Annotated in this window: 19 protein-coding genes; 14 read left to right on the top strand and 5 right to left on the bottom strand. The window is 69.7% G+C overall.

Features of this window, described 5'->3' with window-relative positions:
- The first annotated feature begins 34 nt into the window (after nucleotides 1–34).
- Nucleotides 35–1,363 carry a M20 family metallo-hydrolase gene (locus AAD496_RS10795; protein WP_349828732.1) on the top strand — a complete coding sequence of 443 codons (1,329 nt, stop codon included), beginning with the start codon at nucleotides 35–37 and terminating at the stop codon, nucleotides 1,361–1,363.
- Nucleotides 1,364–1,374: 11 nt separating this feature from the next.
- Here AAD496_RS10795 and AAD496_RS10790 read toward each other — a convergent pair whose 3' ends face one another.
- Nucleotides 1,375–4,134, bottom strand: a complete 2,760-nt coding sequence (locus AAD496_RS10790) for a DNA gyrase/topoisomerase IV subunit A (protein ID WP_349828731.1) — start codon at nucleotides 4,132–4,134, stop codon at nucleotides 1,375–1,377.
- Between the two features lie 237 nt (nucleotides 4,135–4,371).
- The gene (locus AAD496_RS10785; protein WP_349828729.1) at nucleotides 4,372–7,053 is read right to left on the bottom strand and encodes a bifunctional acetate--CoA ligase family protein/GNAT family N-acetyltransferase; all 2,682 of its coding nucleotides are present in this window, start codon (nucleotides 7,051–7,053) and stop codon (nucleotides 4,372–4,374) included.
- Between the two features lie 92 nt (nucleotides 7,054–7,145).
- Here AAD496_RS10785 and AAD496_RS10780 point away from each other — a divergent pair, with 92 nt between their 5' ends.
- The 8 genes from AAD496_RS10780 to AAD496_RS10745 all read left to right on the top strand — a co-directional run bounded on the left by AAD496_RS10780 (nucleotide 7,146) and on the right by AAD496_RS10745 (nucleotide 14,561).
- The gene (locus AAD496_RS10780; protein ID WP_349828728.1) at nucleotides 7,146–7,733 is read left to right on the top strand and encodes a DUF5998 family protein; all 588 of its coding nucleotides are present in this window, start codon (nucleotides 7,146–7,148) and stop codon (nucleotides 7,731–7,733) included.
- A gap of 11 nt (nucleotides 7,734–7,744) precedes the next feature.
- On the top strand, nucleotides 7,745–8,917 hold the full coding sequence (locus AAD496_RS10775) for an alkaline phosphatase family protein (RefSeq protein WP_349828727.1): 1,173 nt from the start codon (nucleotides 7,745–7,747) through the stop codon (nucleotides 8,915–8,917).
- 121 nt (nucleotides 8,918–9,038) lie between these two features.
- Entirely contained in the window at nucleotides 9,039–9,665 is a 627-nt protein-coding gene (locus AAD496_RS10770) for a YitT family protein (protein WP_349828726.1), read from the top strand.
- A gap of 60 nt (nucleotides 9,666–9,725) precedes the next feature.
- On the top strand, nucleotides 9,726–10,214 hold the full coding sequence (locus AAD496_RS10765) for an NUDIX hydrolase (protein WP_349828724.1): 489 nt from the start codon (nucleotides 9,726–9,728) through the stop codon (nucleotides 10,212–10,214).
- 59 nt (nucleotides 10,215–10,273) lie between these two features.
- Nucleotides 10,274–10,945 (top strand): class I SAM-dependent methyltransferase, encoded by a 672-nt coding sequence (locus AAD496_RS10760; RefSeq protein ID WP_349828723.1) that lies wholly within the window; start codon nucleotides 10,274–10,276, stop codon nucleotides 10,943–10,945.
- A 3-nt stretch (nucleotides 10,946–10,948) separates the two neighbouring features.
- Nucleotides 10,949–11,794: a hypothetical protein gene (locus AAD496_RS10755; RefSeq protein WP_349828722.1), complete on the top strand. Its 846-nt coding sequence runs from the start codon at nucleotides 10,949–10,951 to the stop codon at nucleotides 11,792–11,794.
- A gap of 416 nt (nucleotides 11,795–12,210) precedes the next feature.
- On the top strand, nucleotides 12,211–13,728 hold the full coding sequence (gene putP / locus AAD496_RS10750) for a sodium/proline symporter PutP (protein WP_349828721.1): 1,518 nt from the start codon (nucleotides 12,211–12,213) through the stop codon (nucleotides 13,726–13,728).
- Nucleotides 13,729–14,021: 293 nt separating this feature from the next.
- Nucleotides 14,022–14,561 carry a DUF2087 domain-containing protein gene (locus AAD496_RS10745; protein ID WP_349828720.1) on the top strand — a complete coding sequence of 180 codons (540 nt, stop codon included), beginning with the start codon at nucleotides 14,022–14,024 and terminating at the stop codon, nucleotides 14,559–14,561.
- Between the two features lie 61 nt (nucleotides 14,562–14,622).
- On the opposite strand, the gene AAD496_RS10740 is transcribed toward AAD496_RS10745, so the two are convergent.
- Together AAD496_RS10740 and AAD496_RS10735 are read right to left on the bottom strand one after the other, a co-directional pair.
- Nucleotides 14,623–14,811 (bottom strand): hypothetical protein, encoded by a 189-nt coding sequence (locus AAD496_RS10740; RefSeq protein WP_349828719.1) that lies wholly within the window; start codon nucleotides 14,809–14,811, stop codon nucleotides 14,623–14,625.
- Nucleotides 14,808–15,017: a hypothetical protein gene (locus AAD496_RS10735; RefSeq protein WP_349828718.1), complete on the bottom strand. Its 210-nt coding sequence runs from the start codon at nucleotides 15,015–15,017 to the stop codon at nucleotides 14,808–14,810. Before AAD496_RS10735 ends, AAD496_RS10740 begins: the two co-directional genes overlap by 4 nt.
- Nucleotides 15,018–15,406: 389 nt before the next feature.
- Between AAD496_RS10735 and AAD496_RS10730 the strand changes: the two genes are divergently transcribed.
- Nucleotides 15,407–17,125: a sodium:solute symporter family protein gene (locus tag AAD496_RS10730; protein ID WP_349828717.1), complete on the top strand. Its 1,719-nt coding sequence runs from the start codon at nucleotides 15,407–15,409 to the stop codon at nucleotides 17,123–17,125.
- On the top strand, nucleotides 17,122–17,253 hold the full coding sequence (locus AAD496_RS10725; protein WP_349828715.1) for a putative transporter small subunit: 132 nt from the start codon (nucleotides 17,122–17,124) through the stop codon (nucleotides 17,251–17,253). Before AAD496_RS10730 ends, AAD496_RS10725 begins: the two co-directional genes overlap by 4 nt.
- A 228-nt stretch (nucleotides 17,254–17,481) precedes the next feature.
- On the opposite strand, the gene AAD496_RS10720 is transcribed toward AAD496_RS10725, so the two are convergent.
- On the bottom strand, nucleotides 17,482–17,937 hold the full coding sequence (locus AAD496_RS10720; protein ID WP_349828714.1) for a GtrA family protein: 456 nt from the start codon (nucleotides 17,935–17,937) through the stop codon (nucleotides 17,482–17,484).
- 158 nt (nucleotides 17,938–18,095) lie between these two features.
- Between AAD496_RS10720 and AAD496_RS10715 the strand changes: the two genes are divergently transcribed.
- The 3 genes from AAD496_RS10715 to AAD496_RS10705 all read left to right on the top strand — a co-directional run bounded on the left by AAD496_RS10715 (nucleotide 18,096) and on the right by AAD496_RS10705 (nucleotide 21,380).
- Nucleotides 18,096–19,346 (top strand): 5-(carboxyamino)imidazole ribonucleotide synthase, encoded by a 1,251-nt coding sequence (locus AAD496_RS10715; protein ID WP_349828713.1) that lies wholly within the window; start codon nucleotides 18,096–18,098, stop codon nucleotides 19,344–19,346.
- Nucleotides 19,343–19,864, top strand: a complete 522-nt coding sequence (purE, locus tag AAD496_RS10710; protein WP_349828711.1) for a 5-(carboxyamino)imidazole ribonucleotide mutase — start codon at nucleotides 19,343–19,345, stop codon at nucleotides 19,862–19,864. Before AAD496_RS10715 ends, purE begins: the two co-directional genes overlap by 4 nt.
- 331 nt (nucleotides 19,865–20,195) lie before the next feature.
- Nucleotides 20,196–21,380 carry an acyl-CoA dehydrogenase family protein gene (locus AAD496_RS10705; RefSeq protein ID WP_349828710.1) on the top strand — a complete coding sequence of 395 codons (1,185 nt, stop codon included), beginning with the start codon at nucleotides 20,196–20,198 and terminating at the stop codon, nucleotides 21,378–21,380.
- Nucleotides 21,381–21,390 lie beyond the last annotated feature (10 nt).

Genomic DNA, 21,390 nt, shown 5'->3' with positions numbered 1-21,390 from the left:
CCCTCCCATCCCCACCCGAGAGGAAGATCCCCACATGTCATCCGCACACACCTCCGCCGATCCCGCCGTCGAGGCGCCCTCCCCGGAGCACGGCCTCCGCGACTTCTCCGCCGCGCCGAGCACCGAGGGCCCGGTCTCCGGGGAGCGGCTGCTGGCCGATCTGCAGGACCTGGCCGGTTTCGTCGCTCCCGACCTTCCCGGCTGGTCCCGGCAGGCATTCACCGAGTTCGACGTGGCCGGTCGTCACCGGGCCAAGGCCTTCATGGAGTCCGCGGGGCTCACCACCCGGATCGACGGGGCCGGGAACGTGATCGGCGTCCTCCCCGGTGACGGGACCGCCGGCGGTCGGCAGATCATGCTCGGCTCACACACCGACACCGTCGAGGGCGGCGGCCGGTTCGACGGGATCGTCGGGGTCCTCGGTGCGATCGAGGTGGTCCGGGCCCTGCGCGAGTCCGGTACCCGGCTGCACCACGACCTCGTGGTCGTCGTGTTCTTCAACGAGGAGGTCAACCGGTTCGGGATGATCTGTACCGGCTCGCACGCCTTCGCCGGTGTCCTCACGCCCGAGGCGTTCGACCTGCGTGACGAGCACGGCATGCGGATGGGCGATGCCCTGGCGCCGCAGGCGGGGATCGATCCCGAGGCGATGCTGGCGGCCCGGTACGACCTGTCGAAGGTGACGGCCTTCCTCGAACTCCACATCGAGCAGGGGCCGAACCTGGAGAACTCGGGCGTCCAACTCGGCGTCGTCGAGACGATCACCGGCATCTCCCGTTTCACCGCGCTGTTCGAGGGACGGCAGGACCACGCGGGCACGACACCCATGGACGTCCGCGCCGACGCCTGCACCGCGGCGGCCGGGACGATCCTGGCCGTCGAACGGATCGCGGGGGAGCGGCCGACCTCCCGGGGGACCTGCGGGATGCTCACCTTCACGCCGACCGCGGTCAACGTCGTCACCGAGACCGCACGGGTCCAGGGCGAGTTCCGGTCGGACTCCGGCACGTGGTTGCGCGAGGCCGAGGAGGCACTCACGGCGGCCGCCGGCACCGAGGCGTCCACCCGGGGCGTCACCCTCGACATCGACTGGTTGGAGACCTCCGACCCGCAGCCGATGGCCGGGTCCGTCATGGACACGATCACCGCGGTCGCCGACGACCGCGGCATCAGCCGGGCACGGATGTTCTCCGGTGCCGGGCACGACTCCCAGATCCTCGCGCCCTTCGTCGACACCGGCATGATCTTCGTCCCCTCGGTCGACGGCCGGTCGCACTGCCCCGAGGAGTTCACCGACACGACCGACATCGTCCGCGGTGTCGAGGTGCTCCTGGAGACAGTGCTCCGCATCGATGCCGCCTGACCCCGGAGGGATCAGAACAGGGAGGTGTCGTCCTCGTAGTCTGTGACGATCGCGGACTCGCCCTCCTCGGCGGCCTCGGCGGCGCGGGCGATCGCGGCATTGCGTGCCGCCACGTCCTCGTCGTCCCCGCCGAGGTCGAGCGGGACCGCCATGCCGCGTGTCCCCGCGGTCGTCGCACCGGATCCACCCGCTCCCGAGGCGCCCCGACCCCGGGCACCACCACCGGACTTCCGGTCGGGGCCACCACCGGTGGATCCACCGGCGGAACCTGCGCCGCCACCGTCCTCGGCGGTGGGAGAGGCCGCGGTGGATGTCGGCTCCAGGGCGCCTCGGGCGTGGGGGACCGTGCCGATCGCGTCGACCTTCGCATCCAGCGGGGTCCCGGCCCCGTCGCGGCGACCGAGTTCGGCCGGCAGGCTCCGGGCGCCCCCGGCGGCACCGGCGGCGAGCGGGGACGGCCCCGCCCAGGCGAGGACGAGGGCGGACTCGCTCTTGAGGAACCGCTGGGCGCGGACCCCACCGGTCGCACGGCCCTTGGTGGGGAACTCGGCGAGGTCGGAGACCTTGACCGAGTGCGCCGGGTCCCCGTCGAAGGTCTCGCCGAGCACGACGGTGACGACGCGGTTGTCGTCCTCGGGGTCGACGAGATCGAAGGACACGACGGAGGCGCCGGAACCGAGCTTCATCCCCGCGACACCGGCCGCGGCCCAGCCCTGGGCACGCAGCGCGTCCGTGCCGAAGGTGAGCAGCTGTGCCGAGGAGGAGACGAACACGGCGCGTGCGGCGTCGATGTCCGGCAGCTGGCCGACCCCGACCACCCGGTCGGCGCCCTTGAGCGTGATGGATTCCCAGGTGTCGGCCTTGCCGGGCTTGTCGCCACCGGCCACGCGCTTGATCACACCGCCCACGGTGCCGAGCACGAAGTCGCGGGAGAAATCGACGATCCCGACCACACGCTCCTTGCCCTCCAGCGTGAAGAAGTCGGAGATCTTCACACCCCCGGCAAGATTGGGCCGGGTGGCCTGTGGGGGCAGGGACGGCAGGTCGACGACCTCGAAGGGGACGAGGCGGCCGGTGTCGGTCACCGCGCCGAGCGTCCCGCGACTGGTCGCCGCGACCTGGGAGGTGAGCGCGTCGTGGGAGGCCCGCCGCCCCTCGGTCGCGAGCGGGGACCGGTCCTGGGTGCGGGCCAGACGGCCGGAGGTGGAGAGGAGGACCCAGCAGGGCTCGTCGGCGACGGTGAGTTCCTGTGCCTTCTTCTTGCCCTGCGCCTGGATCTCCTTGAGGGACCCCTCGACGAGGACGGTGCGGCGCGGGTCGTCCATCGCCTCGGCGGTCGCGGCGAGTTCGGAGGACACGAGGGCGCGGAGCTTGGCCGGGTCCGCGAGGATCTCCAGGAGCTCGGCGATCCGGGCCTGCAGTTCGTCCCGCTCGGCCTCGAGCTCGATGCGCGAGAACCGGGTGAGCCTGCGCAGCTGGAGGTCGAGGATGTAGGTCGCCTGGATCTCCGTGAGGTCGAAGACGTCCATGAGGCGCGTGCGTGCCGTCGCGGAGTCGTCCGAGGACCGGATGAGCTGGATGACCTCGTCGATGTCGACGATCGCGATGAGCATGCCCTCGACGAGGTGCAGGCGGTCACGGGCCTTGCCGAGCTGGAACTCGGTGCGCCGGCGGGTGACCTCCAGGCGGTGACCGAGGTAGACCCCGAGGAGGTCCTTGAGCCCCAGCGTGCGCGGCTGCCCCTCGACCAGGCACACGTTGTTGATGCCGAAGGACTCCTCCATCGGGGTGAGGCGGTAGAGCTGTTCGAGCACGGCCTCCGGGTTGAACCCGTTCTTGATGCCGATGACCAGACGCAGTCCGTGCTTGCGGTCGGAGAAGTCGTCGATCGAGGTGATGCCGGTGAGCTTCTTGGAGTTCACCGCGTCCTTGACCTTTTCGATGACCTTCTCCGGGCCCACGCCGTAGGGCAGTTCGGTCACGACGATGCCCTTGCGCCGGGCCGTGAGGTTCTCGAACTTCACCGTCGCCCGGGTGCGGAAGGTGCCCCGGCCGGTCTCGTAGGCCTCCCGGACCCCGGACAGTCCGATGATCCGCCCGCCCGAGGGCAGGTCCGGTCCCGGCACGTATCGCATGAGTTCGGACAGCGGGGCGTCCGGGTTCTCCAACAGGTGCCGGGCGGCGGCGATCACCTCGCCGGGGTTGTGCGGGGCCATGTTCGTCGCCATGCCCACCGCGATGCCGCTGGCACCGTTGATGAGGAGATTGGGGAAGGCCGCCGGCAGGACCTCCGGCTGGGTGATCGTGTTGTCGTAGTTCGGCACGAAGTCGACGACGTCCTCGTCGAGCCCGGCGATCATCGCCATCGAGGCGTCCGTGAGCTTGGCCTCGGTGTACCGGGGCGCGGCCGGACCGTCGTCGAGCGACCCGAAGTTCCCGTGTCCGTCCACGAGCGGCACCCGCATGACGAAGGGCTGCGCCTGGCGCACGAGGGCGTCGTAGATCGCCGTGTCGCCGTGCGGGTGGAGCTTGCCCATGACGTCACCGACGATGCGCGAGGACTTCACGTGCCCGCGGTCGGGCCGCAGCCCCATCTCGCCCATCTGGTGGATGATCCGTCGCTGCACGGGCTTGAGACCGTCACGCGCATCGGGCAGGGCACGCGAGTAGATCACCGAGTACGCGTACTCGAGGAAGGAGGTCTCCATCTCCTCGGACACGTCGATGTCGGTGATCTGTCCGGCGACCTGATCGGTGGTCTTCTCGGCCATGCAGCTCCTCGGATTCGTACGCGTTTGCGATGTCCGATTCTACAGTCGAACCGGGGGAGCGCCGCCGAGGCGCCCCGCCCCTGGCATGTCCCGCTCGCGGGAGCCGCGACGACGGCGGCCGGGCAGGTACGGCCCGGGTGCGTCGGGGATCGGACCAGGGCGCCCCGGGAGCGGAGTGCGGAAAACCGTTGAGTGGGCGGTTCGGGGTGGGGTGCCGGGGTTCGATCGGCGTCGAGCTCACCCGAGGAACAGGCGGCGGCGGAAGCCGTCCATCCGGTCGTTCGCGGCCACGAGCTTGACCTTGACGCTCAGCACGTGCGCCTCGGTCTCGGTGGCCATGACGGGACGCAGCTCGATGTCGCGGATGGCGGGGAAGGCGTCGACCATCGCCGAGAGCCGCAGCATGATGTCCTCCAGCGGTGCGACGTTCATGACCGGCAGGCCCTTGTACCCGAACAGGCGGGGAGCGGCGCGCAGCCCGCGGATCATCTGGCGGACGTCGACGTCGGTGAGGGGTGCCACGCGGTGGGAGACGTCGTCGAGCAGCTCTGTCGTGTCGCCGGCGAGTGAAAAGGAGACCATGGGGCCCAGCAGCGGGTCCTCGCCGGCGCGGATGACGCAGGAGGTACCGGGAGGGGCCATGGGCTGGACGTCGATCCGGTGGTCGTCCTCGGGGCCGAGGACCTGGTCGATGACCTCCTTGATGCCGTCCCAGTCGAGGCGGAGTTCCTCGTCGTCGTCGATGTTGAGCCGCACACCGCCGAGCTCCAGACGGTGGCGTAGGCGCGGGCTCACGGCCTTGAGCGCGACGGGGTAGCCGAGATCGGTGGCGTGGGCCAGCGCCTCCTCGACGGTGCTCGCCGCCCGGTAGGGCACGTGGCCGATGCCGTAGGCCCGCAGCAGCGCGGAGCACTCGTCACGTTCGAGGAAGACCCGGGTGCCGGGCTCCTTGCCCTCCAGGGCTCCGGCGACGACGGCGCGGGCGGCGTGTTCGTCGACCTCGGCGAGTTCCGGGTAGGTGCCACGGTCGGACCGCAGCCACATGGCGTACTCGGAGACCCGGGAAAGGGCGAAGACCGCGTCCTCCGGACCCATGAAGGAGGGCACGGTGTGGGACACCGTCTCACCGTCGACCGTGACGGTGTGGGCGGTGAGCTCGTCCTGCACACCGTGGACGCCGAGGAAGCAGGCCACGGTGGTCCGGCCGGCCCGGGCCGCCTCGGTCGCGACGGCCTGGGCGATCTCCGTCTCCTGCGCTCCGGAGGAGGGCGCGAACAGGACGACGACGGAGTCGAGGGTCGGGTCCTCGTACACGGACTGCAGGGCGGCGCGGAAGTCCGCGACGGAGACCTCCGGGTGGAGGGACACCGGCGGGGTGTCGACGCGCAGTCCCTCGGACCGGGCACGCTGGACGACGAGGGTCGACAGGGCGGCGGAGTTGCCGATCACCCCGACGCGCCTGCCCTCGGGCAGCGGCTGCGAGGTGAACACCTGGGCGATGTCGAAGAGCTGGTGGATCGTGTCGGCGCGGATGACACCGGCCTGTGTGAGCACCTGGTCGAGCGCCTTGCCGGACAGGGAGGACAGCCGCACGGTGTGGCCCGGGGGCAGCTCGCGGCCGGTGAAGTCGCTCTTGATGACGATGACGGGCTTGACACGGGAGACCCGCCGGGCGATCCGGGAGAACTTGCGGGGATTGCCGATCGATTCGAAGTACAGGCCGACGACGTCGGTGGCCGGGTCCTCGTCCCAGTACTGGAGGACGTCGTTGCCGGACAGGTCCGCACGGTTGCCGGCGGAGACGAAGGTCGAGATCCCCAGGCCCCGGTTCTTCGCGGCGGCGAGCAGCGCGGTGCCGAGCGCGCCGGACTGGCTGAACAGCCCGAGCTTGCCGGAGTCCGGCAGGAAGGGCGCGAGCGAGGCGTTGAGCGCGACGGTGTCCTCGGAGTTCGCGATGCCGAAGGAGTTGGGGCCGACCACCCGCATGCCGTGGCTGCGGGCGGTGAGGACGACCTCCCGCTGGAGGTCCAGACCCGCCTCGCCGGTCTCGGCGAAACCGGAGGAGATGACGACGACGGCCTTGACGCCGTGGGCCGCGCAGTCGCGGACCACCCCGGCGACCGCCTCGGCGGGCACCGCGATGATGGCGAGGTCGACGTCGCGGTCCAGGTCGTCCATCGAGGGGACGGCCGGGATGCCGGCGACCGCCTCGGCCTCCGGGTGGACGACGTGGATCCGGCCGGTGAAGCCTGCGCCGGTGAGATTCCGGATGAGCAGGTTGCCCGTCGAGTTCTTCTTGCGGCTGGCACCGATGACGACGACCGACCGGGGGTGGAGGACCGAGCGGACGCTCAGGGCCTCGGCGCGGTGCTCACGGGACTCCAGCACCTGCATGGACTTCTCGGTCGGGTCGATGTCGAACCGGACGGCCACGACGCCGTCGTCGAACTCCCGCGACACCTCGTACCCGGCGGCGGCGAAGACCTGGAGCATCGACCGGTTCTGCGGCAGCACCTCCGCCGTGAACTCCTCGATGCCGCGCTCGCGGGCGGCGGCGGCCAGGTGCTCGAGGAAGATCGAGCCGAGGCCCCGGCCCTGATGGGCGTCGGCGATGTTGAAGGCGACCTCCGCCGAGCGCTCGCCGATCCGGTCGTAGCGGGCGATACCGATGATCTCCTCGCCGATCGTCATGACGAAGGCGACCCTGTCGACGTGGTCGACGGTGACGAACCGGTCGAGATCCCGCTGGGGGATGGTGGGCAGGGGTGCGAAGAACCGCAGGTACACGGACTCGGGGGACTGCCGGGAATGCATCGCCTGGAGGGCGTCGGCGTCGTCGGGACGGATGGGCCGCAGGTGCGCCGTTGCACCGTCGCGCAGCACGACATCGGCTTCCCAGTACGCGGGGTAGGCTTCCATGCCCTCCATCCTAGGCACAGGCGGTGACGAGGAGGTTGCGATCGGGTACACCCGCGCGCCCGGACCGGACCGGCGCGCCTAGACTTGTGGGCATGCCGTCCTCCATCCCGCACGACCTCGTCGCCGATCTCCAGAGCTCCGGGTACTACCCGCAGCTCACCGGCTCCATGCTCCTGGAGTCGCTCTACGACGAGGAGGTCCTCGCTCACCTCGTCCACATGGACACCCATGTCGACTACGACAGCATCCACAGACACGTCATGGCCTTTCTCGTGACGCCCACCCGGCTGCTGTTCGCCGACGTCGAGGACGAGCCGGAGGAGGGCGTGTACCGGCGCGAGCCCCGCGGACTCACGATGTCCGAGGAGATCCCGCTGTCCCAGCTGCACACGGTGCGCCTCAACCGCGTCTACGCCAAGCCCGCCGAGTCGCGGGCCGGAGACCGCCCCGACGAGGTGGCGCTCACCCTCGGCTGGGGCGGCGCCGGTGGGCTCGACCTGCTCCCGCAGGGCTGCCCGGACCCCGACTGCACCGCCGACCACGGCTACAACGGCCGGATGGTGTACGACGACGTCGTCGTCCGCGTCTCCGCCCAGGCCGAGGGGAAGGACGCCGTCGCACGCGCCGAACACTTCGTGCGGACCCTCCGGCGGGCCGCGTTCGAGGCGCGCCGACAGTGACACGAGGGGACGTGACGGGAGGGGACGTGCCGGGAGCGTTCCGGCCTCCGGACTACGCGGGTGCCCACCTGCTGTCGGACCTCGTCCCCGCCGCGGCGCTCGGCCTCGGGGCGGGTGGTGTGCTCGATCACGGGGCGGCCGACCGGGCCCGGGGCCTCGCCCTCGACGTGGAGCTCCGCGCGGCCGTCGTCGTCCTCGTCGACGGCCTGGGGGAGCGGTTGCTGCGTGCGCGCGCCGCCCACACCCCCTTCCTTCGCTCCTTGTTGCCCGGGACCCTGTCGATGAGCGCGGGTTTCCCCTCGACGACCGCCAACTCCCTGTCCTCGCTCGGCACCGGTCTGCTGCCGGGCAGTCACGGCGTCATGGGCTACCGGCTGCTCGACCCGTCCCGGGACGCCGTGTTCAACCAGCTCACCTGGGACCCCGAGGTCGACCCCGAGGCGTGGGTCCCCGACGACACCCTGTTCGAACGGGTCGCCGCCGCAGGTGTCGACGTCGTGAGCCTGGGCGAGCCCAAGTTCGCCGGGCGTGGACTCAACCAGGCCTCCCTGCGGGGCGGTCGGTTCCGCGGGTCGCGCTCCCTGTCCCAGCGGGTCGATCACGCGGTGCAGGAACTGCGGGCGCCCGGTCGGCGCCTCGTCTACCTGTACTGGGGCAACCTCGACAAGATCGGGCACGGCAAGGGTGTCGACTCCTGGGAGTGGCTGGAGGAACTCGAGGAGATCGACCGGAACCTCGCCGAGCTCGCCTCCTCCCTGGGCAAGGACACCGGGCTGTTCGTCACCGCCGATCACGGCATGGTCGACGTCCCGCACTCCGGGCGCACCGACATCGCCGAACACCCGGAACTCACCACCGGGTTGCGGGGGGTCGGCGGCGAGCCGCGGGCCGTGCACCTCTACGCCCGATCGGGTGCCACCGCGGACGTCGCCGCCGCCTTCGCCGCCGAGTCGGGGGACCGCGCCCGCGTCCTCACCCGGGACCGGGCCGTCGCCGAGGGGTGGTTCGGCCCCGTCCGTGAGGAGAACCTGGGACGCCTGGGCGACGTGATCGTCGTCTGTGGTCCCGGGTACGGCATCGTCGACTCCGCCCACGACAGCGCGAGCAGCCTGGGCCTCATCGGCCACCACGGGGGTGTGACCCCGGACGAACTGGAGATCCCGCTCCTGCGCGTGCTCGGGTGAGGCGATCGGCCCGGCGCGGGGGATTCCGGGCGCGTCGGGGATCCGGCCAGGGCACCTCGCGAGCGGCCCGTCCCGAGGGGTGGGACACGGTTGCGAAACCTGCGTCTGAGATGATGGAGGCATGTCAGCACCTGTCACCGAGACCGTCGAGTCCGTCCGTATCCCGCACACCGCTCTCGAGGACGCCCTCGGTCTCGTCACCGGGATCGTCGTCACCTCGCTCGGGCTGTACCTGGTCAAGGCGGTCGGCGCGGTCACCGGTGGAACGGCGGGCCTGTCGCTGGCGATCAGCTATGCCGCACCGCTGTCGTTCGAGGTCCTCTTCATCCTCGTGAACCTGCCCTTCTTCGCGCTGGCACTGTGGAAGAAGGGGTGGGTGTTCACGGTGAAGTCGCTCGGTTGCGTCGTCGCGGCCTCGGCGCTCACGGGTCTGCAGTCCTGGGCCCTGCCGCTCGATCAGGTCAACACGCTCTACGGTGTGCTCGCCGGCAACCTGCTCATCGGTGTCGGACTGCTCGTCCTGTTCCGGCACGGCGGCAGCATGGGCGGGTTCAACATCTTCGCGATCATCGTGCAGGAGAAGTCCGGCGTCCGGGCCGGCTACGTGCAGATGGGCCTCGACGTCGCGGTCGTGCTCTCCAGTTTCTTCCTCGCCTCGCCGCTCATGGTGTTGCTCTCGGCCCTCGGTGCGGCGGTGCTCAACATCGTGCTGGCCTTCAACCACCGCCCCGGGCGCTACATCGCCTGAGCGGTCGCCTGTCCCGCAGCGGTCGCCTGCCCGGCGATCCGGCCTGGCAAGATGGGGTGCATGACCGGTCCCGAGCGCTATTCCGAGGCCTATGCCGCCTCCCACGGACGGTTCTCCGTCATCCCCGCCGCGTACGTGTTCCTTCGCCGTGACGACCGGGTGCTCCTGCAACTGCGTGCCGGTACCGGGTATCACGACGGGTACTGGGCCGCGGGAGCCGCGGGCCACGTCGAACAGGGGGAACACCTGCTCGCCGCGGCCGTCCGCGAGGTCCGGGAAGAACTCGGGGTGGACGTCACGGCCTCGGACCTGGAGTTCCTCACCGTCGAGCATCGCACGGGGGCCGGTGCCGCGGTCGACGAGCGCATCGACTTCTTCTTCGCCTGCACCACCTGGGACGGCGAGCCCGCACTCCAGGAGGACAAGGCGACCGACCTGCGGTGGTTCCCGCTCGATGCGCTCCCCGACCCCGTGGTCCCGCACGAGCGTCTGGCCCTGGAGTCCTGGTACCGGGGGACCTTGAGGCCCATCACTCCCGTGGGGTTCTGACCCCACTTCCGATACCCACCATGCGTCGACGTGTCGGCGGTCGATGACAGGATGGGAGCATGACGTACGACCACCAGTGGGCCCGCATGCGTGCGGCCGATCCCGGGCACTCCGACCGCTACGCCCGCCGGTGGGTGGACCTCGTCGAGTCGGGGAAGGACATCGACGGCGAGGCGCGTCTGGTCGACGCCCTCGCGCCCCGTGGCGCCGCGATCCTCGACGCCGGCTGCGGGCAGGGCCGGACCGGCGGCTACCTGGCCGCACGGGGTCACCATGTCGTCGGGGTCGATCTCGACGACGTGCTCATCGGCCATGCCCGTCGGGCGTTCCCACGGGCCGCCTGGTACGTGCGCGACCTCGCCGCGCTCGAACCGGACCTCGTCCCGGCCGGGGCCACGGGCTTCGACCTCATCGTCTCCGCCGGGAACGTCCTCACCTTCCTCGACCCGGCCGCCCGCGTCCCCGCGCTCACCCGCCTGGTCGGGCTCCTGGCCCCCGGCGGACGTCTGATCACCGGTTTCGGTGCCGGCCGCGACTACGACTTCGCCGCCTACGCGGACGATCTCGCCACCGCCGGTGCCCGGATCGACGCCCGTTGGTCCACGTGGAACGCCCATCCGTTCGAAGCGGACTCCGACTTCCTCGTCTGCCTGTCCTCCGCGGACACCGACCGTGCCCCGGATACCCCCACCGACGCCACCACCACGGGCGCCACCCCCGAGGCGGTCTGAGCCGTGGACACGACGCCGGTCGACCCGCACGCCGATGACGGGATGGAGGGCATCGACTCCTTCAGTCTCGTGCGTCTCGACGCCGTCACGGACATGGACGAGGTCCTCGGCCTCCTCGACGACCTGGCGACCACCGACGCGCACGGCGACGGGCCCGGACACCGCTTCCTCGTCACCCTCGACGACCTCGACCAGGCGGTCTACACGTCGATGCATGCGATGGAGGACGAGCGGCTGGCACTCGACGACTTCGAGGCGCCCGCCGGGGCGGAACCGACGATCAGTTCCGAGGCGGACGACGTCGCTTTCATCGAGGCCTTCGAACACGCCCAGCTCGCCCATGTCGTCGCCGCGCTCGACGCTTCGGAGAACCGCGTGACCTGGGCGGACGCCTGCGGTCGCGTCCCGGCGGAAACGACCGACCTGGAGACCCTGGCCCGGGTGAATGCCGATCCCGGTCTCGTCTTCACGGGCGCCGCGATGATCCAAGCACTCCCGGCCGACATCGTCACCCGTGACGACCTGGTACTCGCCGGCCTCCCCAATGGCTACTTCACCGACGACCTCGACGTCTTCCACAACCAGGCCGTCGTCCGGACACTCGGGGAGGAGTTCGGTCTCCGCCTCTTCGGTATCGGCGCCGCCTACCTCGGCTTCGTCCGTGACACCCCCTTCACCGCGACCGAGGCCGCGCGGATCGCGGACCGGCTCCGCGAACTCCACGCCGCTGCCGAGGCACCTGGCCATGACGACCTCGTGGCCGCCCTCACCGACTCCCGGACCGTCCTCGTCGGGTACGCGGAGGATTTCGGGGACCTGTTCTTCGACGCAGGCGAATCCCGTCGCTGATATCCCGCACGCTGATATCGAAAATGTGACCCACTGGGCACTTCAGGCCCTTTACGGAAGCCCTCTCGGCGGCCCTGAGGTCAAATGTGAGATATTCCATCCGGCATGAAGCAGATCACCGATGTACAGGAGGCATTCAACTTCTCCGAGTTGACATCGACATCCGGCGCGACACCAGGGAATAAGGACCTCTCTCGGGACCATTTCCGCAGGTCAGTGACACACTTCACATGACGCGGCCCACATCGCGCATGGTGCGGGCGGATACGGTCGGACGGCGTGCGATATGCGCAGGAGTCGTTATCGTGATTCGCGGGAAAACAACCGCAACCGACCGTGGGTAGGACCCACGACAGACGCGCCACGCACAGCCGGACATCCGTCCGGCTTTTGCATGTCGCGCACCAAGGAGAAAGATGTCGGAAACCACTTTCCGGACTATCGCGATCATCCTCTATTTCGTCGGCATGCTCGCGATCGGGTACTTCGCGTACCGCCGGTCGCGGAACTCCGTCGGCGAGTACATGCTCGGCGGCCGTGGGCTGCACCCGGGCACCGCCGCCCTCAGCGCCGGCGCCTCGGACATGTCCGGCTGGCTGCTGCTCGGGCTGCCCGGTGCCGTCTACATGGGCGGACTCATCGAGGCCTGGATGGCCGTCGGCCTCACCGTCGGCGCCTGGCTCAACTGGAAGTTCGTCGCACCGCGCCTGCGTGCCTACACCGAGCTCGCCGGGGACTCGATCACCGTCCCCAGCTTCTTCGAGAACCGCCTGCGTGACAGCTCGCGCGTCCTCCGCGTGCTCTGTGGCGTCATCATCCTCGTGTTCTTCACCTTCTACGTGTCCTCGGGCATGGTGGCCTCCGGCCAGTTCTTCGAGTCGACCTTCGGCGCTCCGTACGTCGTCGGCATGCTGATCGTCTCGGTCATCACCCTGGCCTACACGCTGTTCGGCGGATTCCTCGGCGCCACCCTCACGGACGTCGCCCAGGGCATCCTCATGCTCCTGGCGCTCATCGCCGTCCCGGTCGTCGCGCTCATGCAGGCCGGCGGCCCCGGTACCGTCATCGCCAACGTGCAGGCCGCGCAGCCCGAGGCGCTCAGCTGGGTCGCCGGCGGAACCGCACTCGGCATCATCTCGGCCGTCGCCTGGGGCCTCGGTTACCCGGGTCAGCCGCACATCATCGTGCGCTTCATGGCACTGCGATCCGCCAAGGAGGCCACGACCGCCCGCCGGATCGGCATCAGCTGGATGGTGCTCGCCTCGGTCGGTGCCGTCTCGACCGCACTCGTCGGCATCAGCGTCTTCTCCACCAACCCGGACATGACGTTGACGAACACGGAGACCGCCGAGACCGTCTTCCTCGATCTCGCGCAGATCCTGTTCCACCCGCTCATCGCCGGTCTCGTGCTCGCCGCGGTCCTCGCGGCCATCATGTCGACGATCTCCTCGCAGCTCGTCGTCACCTCCTCGGCGCTCATCGAGGACCTCGTGAAGACCTTCACCGAGAAGCGGGGCGCCACCGAGGCGCGCCTGTCGCCCAAGACCTACGTGTGGCTGGGCCGCGGTGCCGTGCTGCTCGTCGCCGTCGTCGCAGCACTGTTGTCCATCGATCCGGCGGACAGCATCCTCGACCTCGTCGGCTTCGCCTGGGCCGGGTTCGGTGCCTCCTTCGGCCCGATCGTCCTGCTCGCCCTGTTCTGGAAGAAGCTCACCAACTGGGGCACGATCGCCGGTCTCGCCTCGGGCGCGCTCGTCGCCTTCGTGTGGGGCCAGGTCGACGTCCTGTCGTCCACGATCTACGAGATCGTCCCCGGCTTCGTCGTCAACATGATCGTCACGGTCGTCGTGTCGCTCCTGACCCGCAACAGCGAGGTCGAGGAGAAGGTCGCGGAGGAACTGCGCACCGCCGACGCCATGACGAAGAAGGCGTGATGACGTCCTTCACGTGAGGCCCTGACGGACCTCTCCGGCACTCGGACCCCCGCACCCACCCCGGGTGCGGGGGTCCTTCGCGTCGGTGGGGGCACCGGCACCTCGGGCGCGCGGTAGACTCGTGTGCAGTGGCGTGCGAGTCCGACGCCCAGCCGCGCTCGCCCCGGTACGAGCGACGCCCGCCCACGCGGGACCGGCGAAGGGGAGAGGATCCTCGGACCTCCAGCGAGTCCGCCTGACGCACCCACAGGCGCACCCGGACCGGGGCCGCGCCGTGCGCCGGAGGAACCGTCATGACGCGAGATCGCGACTTCAAACGCCTGGTCCGTACCCGTATGGAACGTACGGGGGAGACCTACACGGCCGCCCGCGCGGCCCTGCTCGACACCCCGCCTCCCACTCGCGAGGCGCCCTCTGCACCGGCACAGGCCGTGCCGACTCCGGCCGCGCCGGATCGCACGTGGCTCGACGGGGTCGACGTCGCCGCGCGACGCTTCTACGACCGCACCGTCCGGTCCTTCTTCGACACGCAGGGCCGTCTGCGGTCCATTCCGACCAGGCGGCGGGCCAAGGTCGTCGTGCTCTTCGAGATCCTCGCGCGGTTCGAGCCGTACCGCGACTACCCGGAGGCCGAGGTCAACGCCCTCATCGGGGCGGTCCACCCGGACTTCGCGACCCTGCGGCGGGAACTCGTCGACTACCGGTGGCTCACGCGTGAGAACGGCGTGTACCGGCTCGCGACGGAGTGGCCCCTGTGGTCCGCGACGCTCGAACAGGAGGTCGAGCCCTTCGAGAGCGCCTGGTTCTCCCACCTGGGGCCGGGGCCCGACTGACATCGGATCCCGCCCCCGTGCCCGGTACGACCCACCGTTCCGGGCGCCGGCGTGGGGCGGTTCAGTCGCCGACGAGCGCGATGAGGATCCCGAGGATCGCGCAGACGGCCGCGGAGCCCACGGCGACGAGGAGGAACGCCTTGAACCCGGCGTTCCCCGCGCCGCCGGTGAGGCGGAGGACGACGGCGAGCACGAAGGACAGGACGGCGACGGCACCGACGACGGCGAGGGCCAGGACGATGCCGCTCATGAGGACTGCTTCCTCCCGGTGAGTGCGAAACTCAGGCCGATGACGGCGCAGATCCCGGCGGCGATGTAGGCGATGGTGCGGAGCACCCCGGACGTGTCGGGGCCGACGTTGAAGGACACGAGGAAACAGACGACGGCGACCGCACCGACGAGGGAGACGGCGACGATCTGGACCCACAGGACGAGGTCACGATTCATGCCGCTCATGGACGGCAATGATACTTTTCATGAATCGATCCCGACAGGGGTGGACGGTGACGAACGAGCTCGGTCCTGCCGTGGGTGGTCCGCTGGACTCCGGGCCACACGAGCCCCGGAATTCTCTGGGCCTAGATATTCAACTTTCGATTACTTATAGTCTCCTGTGAGGTACATGCCATTCGCCTGGTAGCTCTACCGGTCGCTCCACTCACCGGGGCGACCTGTTCCGGGCACGGCCTGTGCCGACCGTGTTCCGGAAGGAGGGTCGATTCCTCGACGAGGTCGGGGCCCGACGCAGGCGCTGTGAGCGCACGTGCTCGGCTGCCACGTCCGACCCGTCGCGTCGCACTGCTCCCGGACACGGGGGTATTGCAACCGAACACAGGAGTCGACACGTGAACTCATCGGACCTCGTCCAGTTCGGCATCCCCCTCGTGGTGGTGCTGATCCTCGTCTTCTACGGCGGAACCTTCCTGCTGTCCGTGCGGATCGGCAAGAAGAAGGAGAACGCCGACGGCTACATGACGGCCGGCAACGGCATCGGTTTCGGCATCGCCGCGGCCAGTATGACCGCCACCTGGATCTGGGCGTCGTCGATGTACGCCGCGGCGACCTCCGGCTACAACTACGGCATCTCCGGACCCATCCACTACGGGCTCTGGGGCGCGCTGATGATCCTCTTCATCTACCCCTTCGGCAAGCGGATCCGCGCGGTCGCCCCGAAGGCGCACACCCTCGCCGAGGTCATGTACGCCCGCCACGGCAAGTCGAGCCAGCTCATGCTCGCGAGCTCCAACCTCGTCGGCTCGCTCATCAGCCTCATGTCGAACTTCCTGGCCGGTGGCGTGCTCATCTCGCTGCTCTCGCCGCTCACCTTCACGCAGGGCGTCTTCATCGTCGCCCTCGGCGTGCTCCTGTACTCGCTGTGGTCGGGCTTCCGCGCCTCGGTGCTCACGGACTTCGTGCAGGTCCTGTTCATGCTCGGTGCCGTCGTCATCATCGTGCCGGTCATCTTCGTCGCCGCGGACTTCCCGGCGGCCTTCGAGACCGGTGCCGCCAACCTCACGCCCGAGCAGGGCAACTTCTTCTCCTCGACGGCCTTCTTCGAGCAGGGCGCCCCCTACATCGCGGCCGTCCTCGCCTACGCGATCGGCAACCAGACGATCGCGCAGCGCCTCTTCGCCGTCCGTGAGGACCTCATCAAGAAGACCTTCGTCACCGCGACCTTCGGCTACGGTGCGATGGTCATCGGCGTCGGCATGCTCGGTGTGCTCGCCCTCTACCTCGGCATGGAGCCGCTGAACGGCGACACGAACAACATCATCCCGCAGATGGCCTCGACCTACCTGCCGGTGCCGCTGCTCGCCCTGTTCTTCATCATGGTCATCGGCGCGCTGTCCTCGACGGCCGACTCCGACCTCGCCGCCCTGTCGTCCATCACCATGGCCGACATCTACGGGCAGGACATCGCCGGCGGCAAGGACAACGCGAACCCGAAGACGATGCTGCTCGTCGGACGCATCACGATGATCCTCGCGACCGCCGCGGCACTCGCCTTCGCGAGCCTGCAACTCGACATCCTCGACCTGCTCGTGTTCGTCGGTGGCCTGTGGGGTGCGCTCGTGTTCCCCGTCATCGCGAGCTTCTACTGGAAGAAGGTGACGAACGCGGCGTTCACCGTCTCGGTCGTCGTGGCACTCGTCTTCTTCATCGTCGTCCGCTTCGAGCTCATCGCGCCGGCCGGCTTCTTCGGCATCGTCACCGACATCCTGAGCGTCATCGGCATCGGCATCGTGCTCGGCCTCATGGTCTTCGGGTTCGTCGGCCGGACCCCTGCCCTGTGGGTCGGTGGCATCGCGATGGTCGTGAGTGCTCCGTTCTCGATCGGGTTCCTGCACCAGTACGGCACCCTGTCCGCCGCGCTCGTCGCCTACTCGGTGAGCGCCGTCATCTGTGCGGTCATGTCGTTCCGTTCGACCATGGACTTCGACTTCTCCACCCTCAAGCGCCTCACCGGTGACTTCGACGACCGAGCGGAGACCGGAACCACCACGGAGGGTGCCCGCGACACCTCGCGGGTCACCGCCACCGACCAGGAAGGAACCCGCCGATGAGCATCGCCGCCCTCACCGTCTACGTCCTCATGTGGCCGGCCATCGTCGCCGTCGTCCTCGGCGTCGTGTCCGTCTCGTTCTTCCGGGACCTCGCGAAGGCCCGCAAGGACGGTCACGACATCATCTGATCCGCCGTCGCCCGACGGTACCGCTCCCGAGGCGCTCTGGCCTGATCCCCGACGCAGTGGGATCCCCGGGTGCCCGGTCGCAGCTCCCGAGGCGCTCTGGAGTTCCCCCGAGGACTCCAGAGCGCCTCGTTGGTGTCTCCGCGATTCGAGTGTGCGCGGATCGGCGGCGAACCGGGGCAAAAGCACCATTCCTCGCACACCCGATTCCCGGGAAGCGTACTGCCGGGGTCAGGCGTCGACGGGGACGACCTCGCGGCGGAGGCTCGGGCGGCGGGGCGTGACCTTGTAGACGACGAACCGGTACATGAAGTACCGGAAGATGTTGCCCAGGCCCACCCCCACGACGTTGCCGAACACGTTGTCCCAGAAGATGCTCGTGAGGTCGAGGACGTTCCGGCTGAACCACAGGCAACCGACGGCGATGAGCAGGCCGCCGGCATTCACGAGGAGGAAGGCGACCGCCTCCTTGGCCGCGGAGTGCCGCTTCCCGTCCTTGAAGGTCCAGTACCGGGAGCCGACCCAGGCGATGAGGGTCGCGAGCGTGACGGAGATGATCTTCGCCCAGATGGGGCCGGCGAGGGAATCGGGGCGCAGGAGGTTGAAGACGAGGACGTCGATGACGAACGCCACCCCGCCCACGGCGGAGAACTTGGCCACGCGTTTGGCCTCGTGACGCACACCCATGTCCGCGGTCGCGCTCCTCGTCCTCGTCCTGCCCCGGGTCCTGTCCCGGATCCCCGGGTCGGTGACCTGCACCGATCGGTCGATTGTCGCACGACCTCCTGACGACCACCCGGGGGTCCTCCCCACTGCAGGTCACGTCTCGCGATAGACTGCCCCGCGTGAGTTTTCCCAAGGTCGGTGTGATCGGCGGAGGTCAGTTGGCGCGCATGATGGCGCCCGCGGCCGAGGCCCTCGGTGTCCAGTTCCATCTCCTCTCGGAGGCAGAAGGGTCCTCGGCGGCCCAGGTGTCCGCGTACACGACGGTGGGTGACCATCGCGACTACGCGACGCTCAAGGCATTCGCCGAGACGGTCGATGTCCTCACCTTCGACCATGAGCACGTGCCGCCGGAGCACCTGCGGGCGCTCGCCGCCGACGGCCACGCCGTCCACCCGGGGCCCGACGCCCTCATCCACGCGCAGGACAAACTCGTCATGCGCGCGAAGGTCGAGGAACTCGGCCTGCCCAACCCCCGCTGGGCGCGCGTCGCGGACACCGCCGAGCTCACCGCCTTCGGCGACGAGATCGGCTGGCCCGTCGTCGTGAAGACCCCGCGCGGTGGCTACGACGGTCACGGCGTGCGAGTGGTCGAGGACGCCGCGGACGTCGCCGACTGGTTCGCCGACCTGCCGACCGGCACGGACGCCCTCCTGGCCGAGGAGAAGATCGACTTCACCCGCGAACTCGCCGTCATGGTCGGCCGCTCGCCCATGGGCCAGACCGCCGTGTGGCCGGTCGTGGCGACCTACCAGCAGGACGGCATCTGCAAGGAGGCCGTCGCCCCGGCGCCCGGGATCGACCCGGAGCTGGCCACGCGCATCCAGGCGGACGTCCTCACGGTCGCCGGGTCCTTGGGCGTCACCGGTGTCATGGCGATGGAGATGTTCGAGACGGCGGACGGGTACGTCGTCAACGAGTTCGCCATGCGCCCGCACAACACCGGCCACTGGACGCAGGACGGTTCCGTCACCAGCCAGTTCGAACAGCACCTGCGGGCGGTCCTCGACCTGCCGCTGGGCGACCCCTCCGCGCTCGCCCCGGCGACCGCCATGGTGAACGTGCTCGGCACCGAGCACGAGGACCTCTACCACCCGTACCTCCACGTGATGGCGCACGACCCCCGCGTGAAGATCCACATGTACGGCAAGGAGGCCCGCCCGGGTCGCAAGCTCGGTCACGTGAACCTCGTCGGCACCGACCCCGAGGACGTCCTGCGCCGCGCCCGACACGCCGCGGACTTCATCGCCGGGGCCGACACCGACCCGTGGCCGGACCACCCCGACAGGTCGCAGGCCGCGGTGGCCGATGCCGCAGCGCCCGGGTTCCCGGTCCCTGCACCGGTCGCCGCCGAGACCGAGGAGCAGGCATGAGTGACGCGAACACCGCACCCGTCGTCGGTATCGTCATGGGGTCGGACTCCGACTGGCCGACGATGTCCGCCGCCGCCGAGGTCCTCACCGAGTTCGGGATCCCGTTCTCCGCGGAGGTCGTCTCCGCCCATCGCATGCCCCACGAGATGATCGAGTGGGGCGAGACCGCCGCCGACCGCGGGCTGCGCGCGATCATCGCCGGGGCCGGGGGAGCGGCACACCTGCCGGGCATGATCGCCTCGGTCACCTCGCTGCCGGTCATCGGTGTGCCGGTGCCGCTCAAGTACCTGGACGGCATGGACTCCCTCCTGTCGATCGTGCAGATGCCCGGGGGAGTCCCCGTCGCGACCGTCTCGATCGGCAATGCGAAAAACGCCGGACTCCTCGCCGCCCGGATGCTCGGTGCCGGTGAAGGGGAGGAAGCCGCCCGGATCCGCACCGCGATGGACACCTACCGCGACGACCTCAAGGCACAGGCCGAGGCGAAGGGCCGGGCCCTCCTCGACGAGCTGGACTGACTGGTCCGCCGCCCGGGCCCGAGACCGCCCCGGTATCTTTCACGACCCCCGATATGTGCTGACATATCGGGGGTCGTCGCGTATATCGGGGCGGCGGGGTGCCGGGGCGGGACGGCGTCGGGCACAGTCGGGGCGGCGGGGTGCCGGGGCGGAGTCGGGCTCAGCCGGGCCGGGCTCCTGGGAGTGTGATGCGAGCGCGGGCCGGTGACGGGGTGTCCACGCGCGCGTGGGGGACCGGGGTCGGTAGGCTCTGATCCGGTGGCCGGGCCCGGACGACGTGGTCCCGGATTTCTCCCGCCACCGTGAGTCCCCGACCCGAGGAGCCCGCTCCATGGCATCCGCTACCGATTTCGCCACCATCTACCGCCCGACCGAGGACCACGAGGAGCTGCGATCTCTCCTCCGGGACGTCGTCGACCAGACGATCGCCCCGGCCGCGGCCTCCGTCGACGCGGACTCCCGATACCCGCAAGAGGCGCACGAGGCGCTCGTCGCCACGGATCTCTTCGCCGCCCACGTGCCCGAGGAGTACGAAGGTGCCGGAGCCGACGCCCTCGCGGTGTCGATCATCATCGAGGAGATCGCCCGCGGCTGTGCCTCCTCCTCGCTCATCCCGGCCGTCAACAAGCTCGGTTCCATGCCGGTGCAGTTGGGCGGCGACGAGGCGATCAAGAAGAAGTACCTGTCCCAGCTGGCCGCCGGCAAGGGCTTCAGCTACGGCCTGTCCGAGCGGGAGGCCGGATCCGACACCGCGAGCATGCGCACCCGCGCCGTGGCCGACGGCGACGACTGGATCCTCAACGGCGTGAAGACCTGGATCACGAACGCCGGTGAGAGCGAGTTCTACACCGTCATGGCCGTCACCGACCCGGACGGGCCGCGCGGCCGGAACATCAGTGCCTTCGTCGTCGAGAAGGGCGACGAGGGCTTCAGCTTCGGGGAGAAGGAACGCAAGCTCGGCATCAAGGGTTCGCCCACCCGGGAACTGTTCTTCGAGAACTGCCGGATCCCCGGCGACCGGATAATCGGGGAGCCGGGCACCGGCCTCAAGACCGCGTTGCGGACCCTCGACCACACGCGCGTGACGATCGCCGCGCAGGCCGTCGGGATCGCCCAGGGAGCGCTCGACTACGCGATCGGCTACGTGAAGGAACGCAAGCAGTTCGGCAAGCCGGTCGGCGACAACCAGGGCGTGCAGTTCATGCTCGCGGACATGGGGATGAAGCTCGAGTCCGCCCGCCAGCTCACCTACGCGGCCGCCGCCAAGAGCGAGCGGGCCGCCCAGGGGTCGAGCGACGAGACGGACCTCGGCTACTTCGGTGCCGCGGCGAAGGCGCACGCCTCCGACGTCGCCATGCAGGTGACGACCGACGCCGTCCAGCTGCTCGGCGGTGCCGGGTACGTGCAGGACCACCCGGTCGAGCGCATGATGCGCGACGCCAAGATCACCCAGATCTACGAGGGCACCAACCAGATCCAGCGCATGGTCATGGGGCGCAAGCTCCTGGCCGGCTGAAACCGCCGCA

Source organism: Brevibacterium litoralis (genome assembly GCF_040212315.1).
In the GTDB taxonomy this organism is placed as follows: Bacteria; Actinomycetota; Actinomycetes; order Actinomycetales; family Brevibacteriaceae; genus Brevibacterium; species Brevibacterium litoralis.
This window is presented reverse-complemented; position numbering and strand designations above follow the sequence as displayed.